General features: G+C 61.5%; 18 protein-coding genes. 5 read left to right on the forward strand and 13 right to left on the reverse strand.

The features are described from left to right. Positions 1 to 9: 9 nt before the first annotated feature. The 9 genes from cheD to ACQZ5H_RS23445 all read right to left on the reverse strand — a co-directional run bounded on the left by cheD (position 10) and on the right by ACQZ5H_RS23445 (position 8,035). A complete protein-coding gene (gene cheD / locus ACQZ5H_RS23405) occupies positions 10 to 564 on the reverse strand; it encodes a chemoreceptor glutamine deamidase CheD (RefSeq protein ID WP_112713332.1) in 555 nt (184 codons plus the stop codon). Next, complete coding sequence (locus ACQZ5H_RS23410) at positions 561 to 950, reverse strand: response regulator (protein WP_112713334.1); 390 nt, start codon at positions 948 to 950, stop codon at positions 561 to 563. The genes cheD and ACQZ5H_RS23410 overlap by 4 nt, the downstream gene beginning before the upstream one ends. Continuing rightward, the gene (cheB, locus tag ACQZ5H_RS23415; RefSeq protein ID WP_112713336.1) at positions 950 to 1,996 is read right to left on the reverse strand and encodes a protein-glutamate O-methylesterase CheB; all 1,047 of its coding nucleotides are present in this window, start codon (positions 1,994 to 1,996) and stop codon (positions 950 to 952) included. The genes ACQZ5H_RS23410 and cheB overlap by 1 nt, the downstream gene beginning before the upstream one ends. Beyond that, positions 1,993 to 2,904: a protein-glutamate O-methyltransferase CheR gene (gene cheR, locus ACQZ5H_RS23420; protein WP_112713338.1), complete on the reverse strand. Its 912-nt coding sequence runs from the start codon at positions 2,902 to 2,904 to the stop codon at positions 1,993 to 1,995. The genes cheB and cheR overlap by 4 nt, the downstream gene beginning before the upstream one ends. Continuing rightward, positions 2,901 to 3,368, reverse strand: coding sequence for a chemotaxis protein CheW (locus ACQZ5H_RS23425; RefSeq protein WP_112713340.1), 468 nt, complete (start codon positions 3,366 to 3,368; stop codon positions 2,901 to 2,903). Before ACQZ5H_RS23425 ends, cheR begins: the two co-directional genes overlap by 4 nt. Before the next feature lie 4 nt (positions 3,369 to 3,372). Further along, positions 3,373 to 5,667, reverse strand: coding sequence for a chemotaxis protein CheA (locus ACQZ5H_RS23430; protein WP_130279059.1), 2,295 nt, complete (start codon positions 5,665 to 5,667; stop codon positions 3,373 to 3,375). Between the two features lie 17 nt (positions 5,668 to 5,684). Continuing rightward, entirely contained in the window at positions 5,685 to 6,050 is a 366-nt protein-coding gene (cheY1, locus tag ACQZ5H_RS23435; RefSeq protein ID WP_003570362.1) for a chemotaxis response regulator CheY1, read from the reverse strand. Beyond that, positions 6,047 to 6,343 carry an STAS domain-containing protein gene (locus ACQZ5H_RS23440; protein WP_112713344.1) on the reverse strand — a complete coding sequence of 99 codons (297 nt, stop codon included), beginning with the start codon at positions 6,341 to 6,343 and terminating at the stop codon, positions 6,047 to 6,049. Before ACQZ5H_RS23440 ends, cheY1 begins: the two co-directional genes overlap by 4 nt. 63 nt (positions 6,344 to 6,406) lie before the next feature. Next, positions 6,407 to 8,035, reverse strand: a complete 1,629-nt coding sequence (locus ACQZ5H_RS23445; RefSeq protein WP_449099125.1) for a globin-coupled sensor protein — start codon at positions 8,033 to 8,035, stop codon at positions 6,407 to 6,409. A 646-nt stretch (positions 8,036 to 8,681) separates the two neighbouring features. Between ACQZ5H_RS23445 and ACQZ5H_RS23450 the strand changes: the two genes are divergently transcribed. Further along, the gene (locus ACQZ5H_RS23450) at positions 8,682 to 10,109 is read left to right on the forward strand and encodes an ArnT family glycosyltransferase (RefSeq protein ID WP_449099126.1); all 1,428 of its coding nucleotides are present in this window, start codon (positions 8,682 to 8,684) and stop codon (positions 10,107 to 10,109) included. Here ACQZ5H_RS23450 and ACQZ5H_RS23455 read toward each other — a convergent pair. After that, a complete protein-coding gene (locus ACQZ5H_RS23455; protein WP_112713350.1) occupies positions 10,106 to 10,369 on the reverse strand; it encodes a helix-turn-helix transcriptional regulator in 264 nt (87 codons plus the stop codon). The two genes, ACQZ5H_RS23450 and ACQZ5H_RS23455, sit on opposite strands and share 4 nt — an antisense overlap. A 79-nt stretch (positions 10,370 to 10,448) precedes the next feature. Between ACQZ5H_RS23455 and ybaL the strand changes: the two genes are divergently transcribed. The 4 genes from ybaL to ACQZ5H_RS23475 all read left to right on the forward strand — a co-directional run bounded on the left by ybaL (position 10,449) and on the right by ACQZ5H_RS23475 (position 16,142). Then, positions 10,449 to 12,266 carry a YbaL family putative K(+) efflux transporter gene (ybaL, locus tag ACQZ5H_RS23460; RefSeq protein ID WP_449099127.1) on the forward strand — a complete coding sequence of 606 codons (1,818 nt, stop codon included), beginning with the start codon at positions 10,449 to 10,451 and terminating at the stop codon, positions 12,264 to 12,266. Positions 12,267 to 12,323: 57 nt separating this feature from the next. Next, entirely contained in the window at positions 12,324 to 12,701 is a 378-nt protein-coding gene (locus tag ACQZ5H_RS23465; RefSeq protein ID WP_449099128.1) for a hypothetical protein, read from the forward strand. 89 nt (positions 12,702 to 12,790) lie between these two features. Then, positions 12,791 to 15,346: a protein translocase subunit SecD gene (secD, locus tag ACQZ5H_RS23470; protein ID WP_449099129.1), complete on the forward strand. Its 2,556-nt coding sequence runs from the start codon at positions 12,791 to 12,793 to the stop codon at positions 15,344 to 15,346. Positions 15,347 to 15,440: 94 nt separating this feature from the next. Further along, entirely contained in the window at positions 15,441 to 16,142 is a 702-nt protein-coding gene (locus ACQZ5H_RS23475; protein ID WP_449099130.1) for a sensor histidine kinase, read from the forward strand. 5 nt (positions 16,143 to 16,147) lie between these two features. On the opposite strand, the gene ACQZ5H_RS23480 is transcribed toward ACQZ5H_RS23475, so the two are convergent. The 3 genes from ACQZ5H_RS23480 to ACQZ5H_RS23490 form a co-directional block, all read right to left on the reverse strand. Then, the gene (locus ACQZ5H_RS23480) at positions 16,148 to 16,585 is read right to left on the reverse strand and encodes a response regulator (protein WP_112713360.1); all 438 of its coding nucleotides are present in this window, start codon (positions 16,583 to 16,585) and stop codon (positions 16,148 to 16,150) included. Positions 16,586 to 16,599: 14 nt separating this feature from the next. Next, positions 16,600 to 17,304, reverse strand: coding sequence for a response regulator transcription factor (locus ACQZ5H_RS23485; protein ID WP_112713362.1), 705 nt, complete (start codon positions 17,302 to 17,304; stop codon positions 16,600 to 16,602). 469 nt (positions 17,305 to 17,773) lie between these two features. Continuing rightward, entirely contained in the window at positions 17,774 to 18,142 is a 369-nt protein-coding gene (locus tag ACQZ5H_RS23490) for a response regulator (protein ID WP_112713364.1), read from the reverse strand. Positions 18,143 to 18,267 lie beyond the last annotated feature (125 nt).

The raw sequence follows: 18,267 nt of genomic DNA on the forward strand, positions 1-18,267 counted from the left end.
TCCTCAAACTCAGAAAAATTCGATACTATTTTCAACAGGTTTGGCAGGCGCGACCGGACGCTGCTCAAGGGCAACGGTCTTCTGCGTCTCGGCGCCGGTAAGCGGATATTGACGGGCCCGGCCGGAGACCGGCCAGAATTCCAGCTTGCGGCCGTGATCGCCGCCGGTGCTGGAGCCGACAACGGGGATCCCTTCATCCCTCAGGAACTGCGCGGCGAAAGCGGCGTTCTGTTCGCCGACATTGGAGAAGGTCGAGATCGTCTTCGCCCCGCCAAAGATCTTGGCCTCGAGGCGGTCGCGGCGCGCGCCCTGCTTCAGAAGGCCGTTGATCAGCAGTTCCATCAGATGCACGCCGTAGCGCGTGGCATCCCCGCCGGTCATCGGTGTATTGCCGGTTCCCGGCAGAAGGAAATGGTTCATGCCGCCCACTCCTGCCACGGGATCCCGCAGGCAAGCAGCCACGCACGAGCCAAGAATGGTCGTCAGAACCGCATTCGGATCATTCAGGACTTTCCATTCTCCCTGGATGATGTGGACACGGCGGGCTGCTGCCTCGATTGTCATTTCAGTGCTCCGAACACGGCTTCGATAGCCGCTTTCATCTTTTCGATGGTGAAGGGCTTGGCAAGCACGTTGTTGGCGCCGAGTTGAGCGGCCTTCGTAACCAGCGCGCGGTCGCCCTGCGCGGTCAGGATGATGAAGGCGGCCTTCTTCGTTGCCGGGTTGGTGCGCACGGCCTGGAGCAGACCGAGGCCGTCCATCTTCGGCATGTTGAAGTCCGAGATGACCAGGTGGTGGGGCTGCTGGGCCATGATCTTCATGCCCTGTTCGCCGTCACCCGCAGAGGTGATCTGCTTGAAACCGAGCTGGGTCAGCGCATCGCTGAGCAGCAGGCGGCTGGTGACCTGATCGTCAACAATCAGAACCTTAATTTTCTCCGCTATCGACATTATTCTGTCCCTTCCTTTCGGGCGGCTGTCATTTTCAAGATTTCCTCGCCGATGGCATTCAGTGGCAGCTGATGCTCAACGGCTCCAAGCTCGTAGGCAACACGGGGCATGCCGTAGACCACGCAGGTCTTCTCGTTCTGTCCGATGGTGCGTGCGCCCGCATGGCGCATCTTCAGCAGGCCAGCCGCGCCATCGCGGCCCATCCCTGTGAGTATCACGCCGACCGAGTTGCGGCCGGCAAGTTCCGCGACGGAATCAAACAGCACATCGACCGAAGGACGGTGGCCGTTGACGGGGTCACGCTCGACAAGCCTGCAGTGCGGCGCCGAGACATTGGCGACCTGCAGGTGTCGTTCACCTCCTGGTGCCAGATAAATCTTGCCAATTTCCAAACGAGCCCCGTCCCTCGCCTCTTCGACCACAGGGGCGCAGAGGCGATTCAGCCGTTCGGCGAAGCTTTTGGTGAAGGTCGGCGGCATATGCTGGGTGATAACCGTCGGCGGGCAATTGGCCGGAAACTTCTGCAGAACCGCGATCAGAGCTTCGACGCCGCCGGTCGACGAACCGATCGCGACGATCTTGCGGCCGACCCGGAAATCGGCGACCGCGGGCGGCGCAACAGGTGCTGCGGCCGGGCGCTGGGTGAACTGGCGCTGCGTGCGGGCTGCAGCCTTGACCTTTTCGGCGAGATCGCCGAACGGGCGGAGATCGCCCGGAGCAGGCTTGCCGATACAGTCGAACGCACCGATTTCGAGGGCTGCGAGGCTTGCCTCGGCGCCGCGATGCGTCAGCGTCGACACCATGATCACCGGCATCGGGCGCAGGCGCATGATCTTCTCGAGAAAATCGAGGCCGTTCATGTTCGGCATCTCGATATCGAGGGTCACGACGTCAGGGTTCAGCTTCTTGATCGCTTCGCGGGCTTCGAGCGCGTCGCCGGCCTGGCCGATGACGGTCACGTCGGGGTCGGCGCTCAGAACCGCGGTGATCAGGCCGCGCATGGTCGGCGAGTCATCGACGACGAGTACCCTTGCAGGTGCGCTCATGCCTTCCTCCCGACGCCCTTGGTCGTATAGCGGTAGGTGGTGATGCCGATATTGTCGAAGACGTTCTTGGCATCGCCCGAGACACGCTCGGAATGGCCGATATAGAGATGGCCGCCTTCCGGCAGCAGCTCGGCAAAGCGCGACCAGATCTTCATCTGGGTCGGCTCGTCGAAGTAGATGACGACGTTGCGGCAGAAGATCACGTCGAACTTGCCCTTGAACGGCCACTGCGCCATCAGGTTAAGTTCGTTGTAGGTGATCAGGCGCTTGACGCGGTCGTCGACCTGGAACTTGCGGCGGCCCTGGATCTCGACTTCCGAGAACCACTGCTTGCGCATCTGCGGCGACACGGTTTCCAGCGCGCTCTCGTCATAGGCGCCCTGCCGGGCGATCGCCAGGATCTTCGGGTCGATGTCGGTCGCCAGAATCTTGAAATCGTAATCGGCGACATTCGGCATCTGCGACAGCACCGTCAATGCGATCGAATAGGGCTCCTGGCCATCCGACGAAGCGGCCGACCAGATGCGCACACGGCCACCCATCTTGGCGCGGTGCAGAAGTTCCGGCAGCACCTGATCGCGCAGGTGATCGAAGTGATGGTTTTCGCGGAAGAAGCGCGTGAAGTTGGTCGTCAGGTGCGACAGCATCTCGCGGCGCGGTGCGGCACCGGCCGGCGAAGCCACCAGCGAACAGTATTCGCGGAAGCCGGACAGGCCGAGATTGCGGATGTGCTTCGACAGACGCGAATAGACCAGCGAGGCCTTCGTCTCGTTGAGGAAAATCCCCGCGTCCGAATAGATCATGGCGGCGATCTCCGAGAGGTCGCGACGGGTCAGCGGATATTCGCCGCTCGCCAGAACCTCGTCGGGGCTTCCCTGCCGCACATCTTTTGCACTCATGACACTCATGCAGCTTCGCTTTCAGCTTCCGGGAAGAGGGCTTCGAGTTCGATCAGGCAGATCATCCGCTTGTCGATCGACAGGATGCCGCGGGCAAACTGACGCTGGATATCGGATGCGATTTCCGGGGTCGGCTGGATATGCTGCTCGGTCACCGTGAGGATATCCGAGACAGCATCGACCAGCAGACCGACGACCTTCCGCTTGACCTGCGCCACGATGATGACGTGGCGCGGGGTCGGTTCGGCCGCCTTCATTCCAAGGCGGGCCGACAGATCGATGATCGGCAGGACCGCGCCGCGGAGGTTGATGACGCCGATGACATAGGCAGGCGCATGCGGCATGGGCGTTGCAGGCGTCCAGCCGCGAATTTCGCGCACCGCCATGATATTCACGCAAAATTCCTGGTCACCGATGCGGAAAGCGATGAGCTCGCTATCCCCATGGTTCAGATTTTTTACGCCGTACGACATCGTCTTATCCTACCGCTGCCAGGGAGATTTCCTGCTTCAAGGCCTGGCCGCGCGAGGCGCCGACCACTGCATCGACATCGAGGATGAGCGCCACGCGCCCGTCGCCGAGGATCGTTGCGGCCGCGATACCCGGAACGTGGGTATAGTTGGCTTCGAGGCTCTTGATGACGACCTGACGCTGACCCTGGATGGCATCGACCATCAGAGCGCGCTGGCCGCCGCCTTCGGATTCCACCAGCAGGGCAACGCCTTCGACCGGATTTGCCTGGGTTGCGCGGAAGTTCAGGATCCGGCCGACATCCACCAGCGGGCAGAAGGAGTTACGGATCGAGATCAGGCGATGGCTCGCACCGAAGGAGTGGATCGCGGAGGCTTCCGGCTGGAGCGTCTCGACGATCGCCGTCAGCGGCACGACTAGCGTCTGGCCGGCAACCGTGACGACCATGCCGTCGAGGACGGCGAGCGTCAGCGGCAGGCTCATCGTAAAGACCGAACCCTGGCCCGGCTTCGAGGTGATGTTGATACGGCCGCCGAGTGCCTGGATCGAGCGCTTGACGACGTCCATGCCGACGCCGCGGCCCGAGATGTCGGAGATCTTGTCGGCCGTGGAGAAGCCCGGCAGGAAGATCAGGTTGTCGATTTCTTCATCCGACAGGTTGGCATCGGCCGGGATCAGCTCGTTGGCGATTGCCTTCTGCTTGACCTTTTCGCGGTTAATGCCGGCGCCGTCGTCGGCGAGTTCGATCAGGATGCGGCCCGAACGATGCTTTGCAGTGAGGCGGACGGTGCCTTCGGCGCTCTTGCCGGCGGCTGCGCGTCTTTCCGGCGATTCGATGCCGTGGTCGACGGCGTTTCGGATCATGTGCGTCAGCGGTTCGGCGATCTTGTCGATAACCGTCTTGTCGACTTCGGTGTTTTCACCTTCGGTGATCAGGCGGATCGACTTGCCGGTCATGTCGGCGATTTCGCGAACGATACGCGACATGCGCTGGAAGACCGGCTTTACCGGCTGCGCGCGGATCGCCATGACCGAGTCCTGGATCTCGCGGGTGAGCTGCTGCAGCTCTTCGAGGCCCATATTGATCGAGGACGTACCGGTCGTGTCGTTTTCGATGACGCTCTGCGAGAGCATCGCCTGGTTGATGACAAGCTCGCCGACGAGGTTGATCAGGCGGTCGACGCGATCGAGATCGACGCGGATCGTCTGGCCTGCGCTGTTGGCAGCAGCATTGTTCTGGGCTGCTGCGGCAGCAGCGGCACTGGCGGCAGCAGCCGATTCCTTCTTCTCGACACGGGCAGCGGCAGCGGCCATCTGCGTGACGTTGGAAGCGGTCTCAGCGGCAGCAACGGCTGCGGCAACATCCGACTTTGCGGGCTCGACCGGTGCTTCAGGCGCATCGTCGAGGGCCGAGAGATCGAACGGAACCGGGATCATCGGCAGCTCTTCGTTCGAAGCTTCCGCGGACTTGGCGTCCTCGACCGGCGTCACGGTCAGTTCGCAATCCCATTCGGCAAATTCGAAGACGGTGCGGATGGCGTCTTCACCCTTGTCCGTCTTGAGCGTGACGTTCCAGAAGAAATAGGCAGCTTCCGGATCGATCTCGTCGAGGCCGACGAGCGCGTCCATGTTGCAATAGATGCTCATCTCGCCGAGGCGGGAGAGATCGCGCAGCAGCAGCGTTGCGTCGTTACCCTTGGAATATAGGTCCGAGCGCGGCTTGAAGGTGATCTCGTAGGCCGGCAGATCGGAACCGGCTTCCTCTTCATCGCCGAAATCGCCGAAGGAGAAGGGGATCGGCTGGAAACCGCTATCGTCGGTCGGAGCCGGGGCTGCCGCAACGGGTGCCGGGGCCGGAGCAGGCTTTGCAGCCGCTTTCGGTGCGGGCGCTTCGGCGGCAGCCGACGACGACGGCATTTCGCCGTGTGCCAGAGCCTCGAGCTCCTTCACTAGGCCGCGGCTGCGGCTTTCATCGATGCTGCCGCCGTCGCGGGCAGCATTCGTCAAGTCGGCCAGAACGTCGGCCGACTTCAGCATGACCTTCAGGACGTCCTGATTAGGCTCAAGCTTGTTGGAACGAACGCAATCAAGTGTGGTCTCGAATACATGGGCGAAAGCGACGAGATCATCCAGACCGAAGGCGCCAGCGCCGCCCTTGATCGAATGGACGGCACGGAACACCGCGTTGACGGTTTCCGGATCACGATCGCCATCATTCATTTTCATGAGACCGGATTCCAGTTCGGCGAGCTGCTCCTCGCACTCCTGGAAAAAGATCTCTTTGATTTCGTTCATATCCATAGGAGAAATTCCTGGGTTTAAGCGGTTACACGCTCAATGGCATCTATCAGCTTGGCAGGGTCGAAAGGCTTTACGATCCAGCCCGTCGCACCGGCCTGGCGGGCACGGTTCTTCTTTTCGGCATCGCTCTCGGTGGTCAGCACCAAGATCGGGATCGCGCGGTACTTTTCGTTGCGGCGAACACCTTCGATGAAGCCGAAACCGTCGAGACGCGGCATGTTGATGTCGGTCACGATGACGTCAGGGTTCGACTCTTCGAGAACTTCGAGGCCCTCGACACCGTCTTCCGCCTGGATCGTCTCGAAGCCCGCATTGTTGAGCGTCACGAGAAGCATGTTTCGGATCGTCCGTGAATCATCCACGGTAAGCACTTTTTTCTTCATTGCCGGATCTCCTTGGCAAGCAGGTGGTCTATATCGACGCCGACCAGCTGCATGGTTTTTTCGAATGCATCAGACACTTTCGAGAACTTGAAAGACTGCTTGTCCTGATCCCAGGTCTTTTCCGCAGCCATCAGCACCTGTGCGCAGAGGCCACCAACACGCTCGACGCCCGATGCATCGATAACGATGTCGCTGCCGCGCATGGAAAGAAGCTTATCGCGGAGTGCTGTCGCTTCATTGAGATCGAGTACCGCTGCAAGATTAAGCGTCTTGCCGCTCTTCTTCGCTGCCATCAGCCTGTCCTTGTCCCCTTGTGTCCAACCCGCAAAAGCGAGCGGACCTCATATTCCGATAGGTTAGTAAACATTCCGTCCTCCGAAGCTTGCTGCGGGGCGGGAAAAGTCGAAATCTTCGTTGTCGAACTGCTCGTCGAGCGTCACCGGCTGGGCGGCGATCTCGACACGCGGCGCTGCTGCGCGAACCGGTTCGCGGCGCGCCGGCTGGGCGCTTTCGCGGGCGATGCGGAATTCGCGGATCGTCTGCCCGAGTTCGAGAATGACGGTGTGCAGGTGATCGGCACCATCGGCCGAATGGCGGGCTGCATTGGCATTGGCGGCGACACCCGCGCTCAGGCTCTTCACCTCGCCGGTGACGGCATCGAGGCTTGCGGCGTGCTCGCCGGTATTGACGGCAATCGCGGCGATCGCCTCGTTGATGCCGGTGACCTGGCGGACGATGCTGCCGATCGAATCCTGGGTGCGGCCGACCATCTGGACACCGGCATCGACCTGCGCCTTGGTGGTCGTGACCAGCGTCTTGATCTCGCGGGCGGCATCTGCCGAGCGCTGCGCCAGAGCGCGGACTTCCTGAGCGACGACGGCAAAACCGCGGCCGGATTCACCGGCGCGGGCAGCCTCGATACCGGCGTTCAGTGCCAGAAGGTTGGTCTGGAAGGCGATCTCGTCGATGGCGCCGATGATCTGGCCGATCTTCTCGGCCGACTGCTCGATATCGGCCATGGCGGTGATCGCCCGGCCAACGACGGCGCCGCTTTCTTCGGCCGCAACGCGCGTCGAAGCGGCCGCCTGTTCGGCGGCGCGGCTTCCCGTCGCCCCCTGACGAACGCTTTCGGCGATCGCCTGCAGCGCAGCAGCCGAGGACTGCAGCTCTCCGGCATGACCGGCGGCGTGACCCGCAAAGTTCTTCGACGCCTCGGAAAGCGAGCGCGTCGACAGCTCTGCCTTCTGGGTGCGATCGGAGATCCCTACGAATTCTGTCTGGACGGCGTCGAGCGCGGCGTTGAGGGCCGCGGCAAGTTCCGCATGGGCACCATCGGCCTCGACGGGTGCGCGAACCGTCAGGTCGCGGGCGGCAAGACCATCGATAACGTCGCCGAAGATGCGGGCGATATCTGCCTTGTCCTTCTCGCGCTGCTCGGAGAGCACGCGGCCCTGCGATGCGCGCAGGGCATTGAAGCGGAGCGAAACAGCGATTTCGACATCGACCATCACGAGGCGGATGATCGCCGTCATCATCTCGCTGATTTCCTTGGCGCGCCGCTTGGCGCCCGGAAGCAGCGGCTTGCCGGCGAGATCACTCGCGAGACCGGAGATGATATGCTCGAGCATGACGCCGTGGCCGGCGACGTGCCAGCGCGGGTCGAGGCCCATCTTGCTCTGCGTATCGGAGAGAACCTTGACGCGCTCGGCATAGAGGCTGTCGAAGCGCGCATCGGTCAGCACATCCCAGTGCGAGGATTGCAGATCGTGCAGCCGGTCGAGCTGGCGGTCGTTCTGGAAATTGCTGGCAGCGTCCGGAAATGCCTGGAACCGCTGGAAAAGATCGCGGAGGCCGCTCTTCAGCTCGGTTTCGAGCAGCGGTCGGTGGCGGCGAACAAGCTCGCATTGCGCGGCATCTAGGCCGGCAAAACGCAGGCGATCACGGAGGCTGCCTGCCTGCGCGCCCTTGGCCTGATCTGATGGCATATCCTGCCGCAATGCCTATCCCCAACCACATCCGGACCTGGTCCGGTGAAAAACCGTTTTGCTCCATCCGACGAGCACAATGCAGGGAAGCGGCCTTCAGCCTCCGGCAGTATGGCCGGAAGACAGGCGTCTCCCATCAACAGAAATCTGTTTCGGAAAAGAGTGGATACCGGATCGAGCCGGTACGGCGGGACGGCGTCATGCCTGGTGGGAACGAGCAACATTTCCCATTCCGACGTGTAACGCCATGTTTATGGTTAATTCCTTGCTTGAAGGTTAATGCGCTTTTTAATCAACGCAGCCGCTGAAAGCATTTTTGGAGCAACAAATGAAATAGTCCCAAGGAGTTGCAGGCGCGCTACAAGTCCTGCGCAAGCTTTGTGTTATATCGCACCCTTAAGACATGACATGATGTCGTTAAGGATAGAGCAATGATTGTTCTCGGATTGGGATCCTGCCTCATCGCAATTGCCACTTTGGCAGCCGTCGCCCTGCTCGACCAGATCGAGGCGCGCCGCGGCAGCATCGACCTTCGGGTTCTCTGAAAAGCCCTTGACTGCGGCATAGTGCGGCTTTGTGAGCCGCCCGTGTTGGCAGTGCAGCTTCGCTGATGTATGGCAGGCGCCTTAACCAGCGGAAGTTCTATATGTCTGCCAGAACCGGCCTTTTCATCATTCTTGCCGTCACCTTGTGGCGCATCGTGACGCTGCATTTCGACACGACGGATTTCTTCGTCGACGAGGCGCAATACTGGTTCTGGTCGCAAAATCTCGACTTCGGCTACTATTCCAAGCCGCCGATGATCGCCTGGTTCATCCGGGCTATGACCGATATTGCGAGTTCGACCGATATTTTCTGGGTGCGCCTCTGCGGACCGATCGTTCACGCCGCCACCGCCTTCCTGCTGATGAAGCTCGCCAAGCGCGTCGTCGGACCCGAGGTCGAGGGATGGACGGGCGCCATCTATGTGACGATGCCCGCGGTTGCCCTTTCGTCGGTGTTCTTCTCCACCGACGTCGTGCTGCTGTTCTTCATGACGATCGGACTCTGGGCCTATGCCGGCCTGACGAAGAAGTCCTCGATCGGGCTGGCACTCCTGATGGGCGCTGCCTTCGGCTGCTCGTTCCTGTCGAAATACGCGATCCTCTTCGTCGTGCCCGGCGGATTGATCGCGCTGCTCTTCGTGCCTGCGGCGCGCATTGCCTGGCGCGATTTCTTCATTTCCGTCGTCACGGCGCTGATCTTCGCTTCGCCGAACCTCTGGTGGAACTTCACGCATGACGCGACCACGGTTCGCCACACCGAGGACATCGCCAAGTGGGACCAGATGAAACTGGATTTCGCCGGCGCTGCGGAATTCTTCGCTGCGCAGTTCGGTGTCGTCGGCCCGATCATCTTCTTCGCAATGCTCTGGGCCGGATGGCGGATGATCCGGGGCCGGAGCGGAGAAACGGAAAAGCTGCTCGTCTGGTTCTCGCTGCCGGTGGTATTCCTGATCACCCTGCAGGCATTCGTCGCCAAGGCCGAGGCCAACTGGGGCGTGACGGCCTATGTCGCCGGGACCGTGCTTGCCGTGACCGTTCTTTCGCGCCTCTGGCCGAAGGGGCTCAACATCTCGCTGATCATCGGCGCTGTCGCCAGCATCCTCTTCCCGCTGGCTACGATCTTCGCGCATGAACTCGTGCTACCCGGCGGCAACGAGATCATGAAGCGCTATCTCGGCCGCGCCGAAATCAGCCGCGAAGCCGCCGCGCTTGCCAAGCAGGCCGGGACCGCGACCATCGTCACCGACAACCGCGATTTCGTCGCCGACATGTTCCACACGCTGCGCAACGAGCCGGTGAAGATCTATGCCCGGGCGCCCGTCGACCTGCCGAACAGCTATTACGAGCAGAACTTCGCCCTGCCCGCGGGTTCGCAGGAGCCGGTGCTTTTCGTCAGCCGCAATGAATTTACCTGCACCACCGGCACTGCCGAGCTGGTGAAGAGCTGGCAGCCGGCCGACGGTTACTATCGCGGCAAGGACGTCTACGCCTACAAGATGCCGGGCAGCTGCCTCGACCGGCAGCGCTAGGCAGGCGCTTGCGGGGGCAGACAGAGACCGGTCCCCGCGCCTTCCACATCGACGAATCTCACGCCGCCTTCCTCGAAGGCGAGGCGCAGCTGTGCCTCGGTCGCACGGTGGATTTCGTGGTGCCGGCCTTCATAGTCGCGTATCGTGCTGCGTGAGACGGCGGCCTTGTCGGCAAGGTCGCTCTGCGTCCAATCGAGCAAACCTCGGGCAGCGCGGCATAAAGCAGGCGTCAGAATTGTTTCTTTAGCGCCTTGACCCATGATTTCAAGTCACCCATATTGGTCAACATAAGCCATATATGTCATGTTTTGAACGGGAATACCAGATCGGGAGATTGCGATGCCGCACGACACACCTTTGATTTCGACAATCGTCGGAGGTCTCGTGCTGGCGTTTATCTTCGGCGCCATCGCCAACAGGCTGAAGCTGCCACCGCTGGTGGGCTATCTGCTCGCCGGTATTCTCGTCGGGCCGCATACACCCGGCTACGTCGCTGACCAAAACCTAGCTCCCGAGCTCGCCGAAATCGGCGTCATCCTGCTGATGTTCGGCGTCGGCCTGCATTTTTCGCTCAAGGATCTTCTCTCCGTTCGCGGCATCGCGGTGCCTGGCGCGATCGTGCAGATCGGCTTTGCAACGCTGCTCGGCTGGGGTCTCGGCTGGCTGATGGGCTGGCCGACCGGCGGCAGTCTGGTCTTCGGCCTTGCGCTGTCGGTCGCCTCGACCGTCGTGCTTCTGAAGGCCTTGCAGGAGCGGCGTCTCGTCGAGACGGAGCGCGGCAAGATCGCCGTCGGCTGGCTGATCGTCGAAGACCTTGCGATGGTTCTGGCACTCGTTCTCATCCCGGCGGCTGCCAGTATCGGCGGTGGTGAGCATGCGACGGTCGAGCCGCTCTCGGCCGGTCTCAACCGCCTGCTCGGCCTCGATCTTGGCATCGGCGGCATCATCGGCATGACGCTGGTCAAGGTGGCACTGTTCGTGGCGCTGATGCTGATCTTCGGCCGCAAGCTGATCCCCTGGACGATGCACCGCATCGCCCATACCGGCTCTCGCGAACTGTTCCGCCTCGGTGTCCTCGCGATCGCGCTCGGCGTTGCCTTCGGCGCCTCGAAGATGTTCGGCGTTTCGCTGGCGCTCGGTGCCTTCTTCGCCGGCATGGTTCTTGCCGAAAGCGAGCTCAGCCACCGCGCCGCGCAGGAAAGCCTGCCGCTGCGCGATGCCTTCGCGGTTCTCTTCTTCGTTTCGGTCGGCATGCTGTTCGACCCGAACATTCTGATCGAGAAGCCGCTGCCGGTTCTCGCCACCGTCTTCATCATCGTCATCGGCAAATCGGTCGCCGCGCTGCTGATCGTGCTGCTGTTCAGGAAATCGGTGGGCACGGCGCTGACGATTTCGGCGAGCCTTGGTCAGATCGGCGAATTCTCCTTCATCCTCGCGGCGCTTGGCGTCGATCTCGGCCTGTTGCCGGAAGAAGGACGCGATCTCATCCTCGCCGGCGCGATCATCTCGATCATTCTCAATCCTGCTCTCTTCTACCTCTGCGACCGCATCAAGCCCCTCCTGGAGCGTCCGAAGCGCGAGGAGCCAGCGGCAGAGGCAGCGGAGTCCCAGGAGCCCGCCCCCGTCGAGCCTATCCAGCCGGAGGAGGACGACATCCGGCCGACGTCGCTGTCCGGCCATGTGATCCTCGTCGGCTATGGCCGCGTGGGCAGCATCGTCGGGCAGAACCTGAAATCGTCTGGCACCCCGTTCCTGGTCATCGAAGACTCTGAAAAGCGCATCGAAGAGCTCTCGGCCCAGGGCGTCGAGACGGTGCTCGGTAACGCAGCGGCCCGCGAGGTGCTCGATCTCGCCAATCTCAACGGCGCCCGCAGCCTGGTCATCGCCATTCCGAATGCCTTCGAGGCGTGCCACGTGGCGGAGCTCGGCCGTACGGTCAACCCCTCGATCCTGATCGTCGCGCGGGCGCATTCGGACGCCGAGGTGGAAGAACTCAAGCAATACGGCGCCGATACCGTGATCATGGGCGAGCGAGAAATCGCCATGGGGATGGTTGACCGGCTCGCTCAAGTGCATCATGACAGACCAGCCTATGAAGATGGGCCGGAGACTGATACAATTCCGCCCGCGGCCACAGAGCCGCCGGAGAAAGAATGACGGGTTTTTGCGCTTTTGAGCCGGTTTGAGAGCGAGATCGCAGGACATGACGAGGGAATGCCGGATGCGCGCCGCCTGAGCGCCCGCATCGCCGTTTCCCTCTTGCTTGCCGTCTTCGCTTATCTCGGCCTGCTTTTCGGCGGCAACCTGGTTCTTGGTCCCGACTCCCAGGGCAATAATGCGCTGAGCGCGCCCGGCAAGGAAAGCCAGCCGCTGCAGCTGACGGCGCGTGAAGCCGTGCGCGGGCTGCTTGCCACCGAGCGCAAGATCGCGCCGAAACAGACACTGCACGATTCCGATGCCGCGGCCCTGCCGCTGCTTGCGCATCTCGCATTCGCCGAATGGCCTGCACCTGCGCCTGCAGGCATCGCCGATACGGTCATCCGGCCTGCCGCCCCGGCGGCCCATCAGCCCCGCGCACCGCCGGTCGCCTGATTTTCCGCGCCTCTGACGGGCGCCTCCAGAACTGCAGAGACACAGCCAGCGCCTTGCGCCGGCCTACTTTTATTCAAGGAACTGAAAGAATGCGCAATTCACCATGGCTGGTGTTCACCTATTCGGTGATCATCGTGCTCGGCATTATCATCGCGCTGCCGAACATGCTCTCGCAGAGCACCCTCGACAAGCTGCCCGCCTGGCTGCCGCACAGCCAGGTTTCCCTCGGTCTCGACCTTCGCGGCGGCTCGCACCTCGTGCTCGAAGTCGACGAAGCGGACCTGACCAAGGAACGTCTCCAGACGCTGCTGCAGGACGCCCGCCGTGTTCTGCGCGAGAAGAACATCCAGACCAAGTCGATCGTTCTCAACAACAACCAGATCGTCGTGACCCCGGTTGATCCGGCGCAGAGCAGCGAAGCGATCACCCAGCTGCAGACGCTCGGCAACCCGATCAGCACCGGTCTCAGCGCCGGCCAGTCCGACCTCTCGGTCACGGCAAACGGCGGCAACGTCATCGTCGCCTTCTCGCCGGCCGGTCTCGCCAGCCACGTCGACTCCGCCGTCCAGCAGAGCCTTGAAGTCATCCGTCAGCGCGTCGACCAGGTCGGCGTTGCCGAACCGACGATCCAGCGCATCGGCGCCAACCGCGTTCTCGTGCAGCTGCCGGGCGCCCAGGATCCGTCGCGCCTTCGCCAGCTGCTCGGCTCGACCGCCAAGATGTCGTTCCATATGCTCGCCCCGAACAACCAGCCGGGTCCTGGCGTGACCATGCTGAAGGACGATCAAGGCAACAGCTATCCGGTTCTCGACCGCGTCGAAATCTCCGGCGACCGCCTCTCGGATGCCCGCGTCGGCTTCGACCCGAACACGCATGAGCCGATCGTCAGCTTCCGCTTCGACAGCGCCGGTGCGACCCGCTTCGCAGACATCACGCGCCAGAATGTCGGCAACCCCTTCGCTATCGTTCTCGACGACAAGGTGCTGAGCGCACCTGTCATCCGCGAGCCGATCACCGGTGGTTCGGGCCAGATTTCAGGCAGCTTCTCGCCGGATACGGCAACGACGCTCGCCGCCATGCTGCGCGCCGGTGCCCTGCCCGCCAAGCTGACCGTCATCGAAGAACGCACCGTCGGTGCCGACCTCGGCGCGGACGCGATCCGCATGGGTATCTATTCGGGTATCGTCGGCTTCGTTCTCGTCGCCCTCTTCATCTTCGTGCTCTACGGCACCTGGGGCTTCCTCGCGAACTTCGCCCTGCTGATCCACACGATCCTGACCTTCTCGGCCCTGACCCTTGTCGGCGCAACGCTGACGCTGCCGGGTATCGCAGGTGTCGTTCTCGGTATCGGTCTTGCGGTCGACGCGAACGTTCTCATCAACGAGCGCATCCGTGAAGAAACGCGCAAGGGCAAGAGCGCCTTTGCTGCTATCGATACCGGCTTCCGCCGCGCCTACTCGACGATTATCGACGGCAACATGACGGCGCTTATCGCTGCCGCCATCCTGTTCTGGTTCGGCTCCGGCCCGGTCCGCGGCTTCGCCGTCACCATGGCACTCGGCCTGATCATCTCGATGTTCACCTCGGTCGCCTTCGTTCGCGTCACGATGATCGAGATCACCCGCCGCCGTAAGCTCAAGGTCCTGAACATCAAGCCGCTGCTGCCGATGATGTTCAACCCCTACGGCCGCCACATCCAGTTCATGAAGGCACGCTTCTTCGGCGTGACCGTCTCTGCACTGCTATCGATCGCCTCTGTCATCCTCTTCATCCATCCGGGTCTGAACTACGGCGTCGACTTCCGTGGCGGTATCCAGATGTCGGTCAAGACGACCGAAGCTGCCGATCTCGGCAAGTTCCGTGAAGGCCTGAACAGCCTCGGCCTCGGCGAAGTCTCGCTGCAGTCCTATGGCGACAACAATACCATGGCGGTGCGTGCGCAGCGCCAGGAGGGTGGCGAAGAGGCACAGACGGCCGCCGTCGAAAAGCTGAAGGCGGAGATCGTCAAGATCGATCCGTCGGCAACCGTCACCGGCACCGACGTCATCGGCCCGAAGGTCTCCGGCGAACTTGCGTGGGCGGGTATCCTGTCCGTCGTCATCGCCAGCCTTGCGATGCTTGCCTACATCTGGGCACGCTTCGAATGGCCATTCGCTGTCGGCGCCATCGTGACGCTCGTCCTCGACGTCACAAAGGCGATCGGCTTCTTCGCGCTGACCGGCCTCGACTTCAACCTGACGGCTATCGCAGCGATCCTGACGCTGGTCGGCTACTCGGTGAACGACAAGGTCGTCGTCTATGACCGCATGCGTGAAAACATGCGCCTCTACAAGTCGATGCCGCTGCGCGAAATCATCGACCGCTCGATCAACGAGACGCTGGCACGAAGCCTCTACACCAACGCCACCGCATTCCTCGCCCTGCTTCCGATGGCGATCTGGGGCGGTAGCGCGGTCGAGAGCTTCGCGATCCCGATGGTCTTCGGCATCCTCGTTGCCGGCGCGTCGTCGATCTTCATCGCGGCGCCGATCCTGCTCTTCCTCGGCGACTGGCGCCGCCGTCATGCCAAGCCGGCAGCCGATGCGAAGCCAGAAGCAGAGATCATTCCGCCGGACGCTGTGGAGCCGCGCAAATCGATCGGCTAAAAATCGGTTGTTAACAAAAGCTTGAGGCGGGCGCCGGTTGCAGAACCGGCGCCCTCTTTTTATGGTAGCCCTGAGGTCGAGGGGAGATACCGCCATGTCATCCAGCACGACGCCGCAGGAGACGAACACTACCGAGGAGCGCATCCGCCGCTTCCTCGCAGTCGCATCGCACGACCTGCAGTCGCCGCTTCGTCATATCGCAATGTATTCGGAAATCCTGCTTGAGGATCTCGAAGGCAGGATCAGCGCCGACGAAAAGCAGAGCCTGACGACCATTCTCGACAAGGTGCAGACGGCACAGCGGCTGACGAAGGCGCTGATGACCTTTGCCGCGGGTACGCCGCAGGTGGCGCGCGAGAGCGTCAATCTCAACGCCGCTGCACAAACGGCATGGGATGAGGCGATTGTCGAGATCCCCGGTACCGATGCGACCCTCGTTCACGGCGAGTTGCCGGAACTGCGCACCGACGGCGCGCTGCTGACCGCGGTGCTGAGGCAGCTATTCGCGAATGCGGTTTTTCATGGCGACCGGGATGCCCTGCGGGTGGAGGTAACGGCGTCCCAGGATGGGTCGGCGCTGGTCATCGCCATTGCGGACAATGGACACGGCATCGATCCTGATCATCAGGGGCGCATCTTCGAAGCCTTCTGGAAATTGCCGAAGCCAGGCCGCATTGCGGGTCCGGGGCTCGGGCTGTCGATCTCGCGCGAGCTGATCACTGCTATGGGCGGAACACTCGATCTCGCAAGCTCATCCGAGAATGGCAGCCGGTTCGAAATCCGCCTGCCCGCCTGAAATCGTCAGATATTGTAGTCGTCCTTCCAGAAGTCGGGGACGTCGTAGGTCACGTATTCGCGGATGATGTATTGCAGTGTGCGCGCGTCCATCTCGTCCTTACCGATGCGGAAATCGACGCCGTAATCCGGAAACTGCTGGAAATAGCCGTCGGAAATATCCGTCGAGATGACGCCGATCGGGCCGGTGTAGCCGATGCCACGCAATTCCGGCACCGTCTCGCGGAAATCGGCATTCGGCAGCAGGCGGTTGTCGAGCAGGATCAGGTCGAACTTGACGCTCTTCATCTTGTCGACGGCATCACCCACCGACTGGGCATATTCGACATCGACCGCCGGCTCCGACAGGCTGCCGATCTTCTTCTTCAGCGAGCGGAACTCGATGAACTCGTCGTCCACGAACAGGACCTTGACGGTCCCCGCGGCTCTGGCCTCGGCTGTCATCTGATCTCCCCCGGTCACGAAACGAGCCCGTTTCTCAGCGCTATCGCAACCATATGAACGCGATTGACCGCATCGAGTTTCCGCACCGCAGCGGTGATATGCGAATTCACCGTATGCTCCGAGAGGCCAAGAATGATGGCGATCTCGGCAGAGGTCTTGCCTTCGCTCGTCCACTTGACGATCTCGGCCTCGCGCTGCGTCAGACGTCCAGTCATTTCCTGGGTCAAGATTTCCTCGTACAGCTTGTCGAAGATGCGCATGACATCGAGGAGGACATCGGCGATCTCGCTCTGATCCGGCTCCTGGCGAATGCCGCTGAGCACCAGACAGTAGCGGCGGCCCTCGGGCGTGAAGAGCGGGATGAAGAGGAAAGTGTTGCCGTTGAACTCGTTGAACACCAGATCGGCCGGATAGCCTTCCAGCTGGGCGCTCTTGCCGAAGACCGGCGTCGTCAGGAACTGCGCGGACTTGGCCTTGATCGTTCCCAGCGCTTCCTTCAGCGTCTGGATGAACAGGCTGGCGCGGCGCTCGGCGATATTGGTGATGACGATTTCGCGCTCGCCGAACGGGGCGGCGGCTTCGGAAATCTTCGCCAATGCGAAGTTGTCGAAGTGATAATGGTGCGCCGCCGCCTTGAACAGGCGGAAGAAATCGGTGCGGTTGATGGCCCGGTTCAGCTCGGGCCCAGTATGAAAAGGAACAGCCGCTGCGTTGGTCATTCCGGCAACCTTACCTCGAAGCCTTCACAAGTCACCCCACCTCATCCCGAAATCTTGGGATATACGTCCTAAACGCGAACAGTTAGAAAAATTTCCGAGACAGTTGATGAGGATAAAGGAACAGGGACCTCCAATATCCTGAGGCATAAACGCTCATCGATTTCTCAACCGCAAGTGATGCAAAGGCCAGATGTACTGAAATCGTAGTCTTACCTAGGTATCGCATTTTTCGTTATTCTTGATCTCTCGAATAGCGGAAAAAGTGCCGGAAGTAAGCGCGGGAGGGCCGATAGATCCGTTCAGCTAAGGGGTTGGCTGAAGTTCGTGGCGGCGAACAAGGGTCGGTCGGCTCTCTCAGCGCTCAAATCACTCCTCTTCCCATTGGTTGTATCTTGAGACGCTGAAACGGCCTTGTCAATCGGCCTTTCCGTGCGCGCCCGGAGCGTTCCGAGCGCCGGTTCCATGCCGCTCAACCGAGCGGAATATCCTCAGGATTCAAAGGCTTCAGGAAAAACACATGGGCGCCGGCTGCCAGCGAACGCTGGCGGTCTTCTTCCGCATCCGAGCCGCTGCAGACACCCAGCCTGATGCCTGCGAATCGCGGATCCTGACTGATCTGCCGGATCAAAAGCAGCCCGCCATCGAGCGGCATGTAGAGATCGGCGATCAGCAGATCGGGCATCGGCTCGCCTTTTCCATGGCGCGCTTGCAGCATTTCCCACGCCTCCTGCGGCTGGGAAAAGGTGACGAGATCCGCCTTCAGCACGTTCTTGCGGCGCATGTAGTCGAGATAGAAAAGATCATCCTTGCTATCGTCGATGTAGAATATCAAAGGCATAGCTGCTCGATCCGATCATCGGCGGGCCTCGCTTCACTGACCCGAAACATGACACTAGATATGTTTCGCTAACAATCGCTATCAATCCTGTGAAAATCGTCAGTAGAACACGATCGCAACCCTGC

This window comes from Rhizobium sp. 21-4511-3d, from assembly GCF_053522545.1.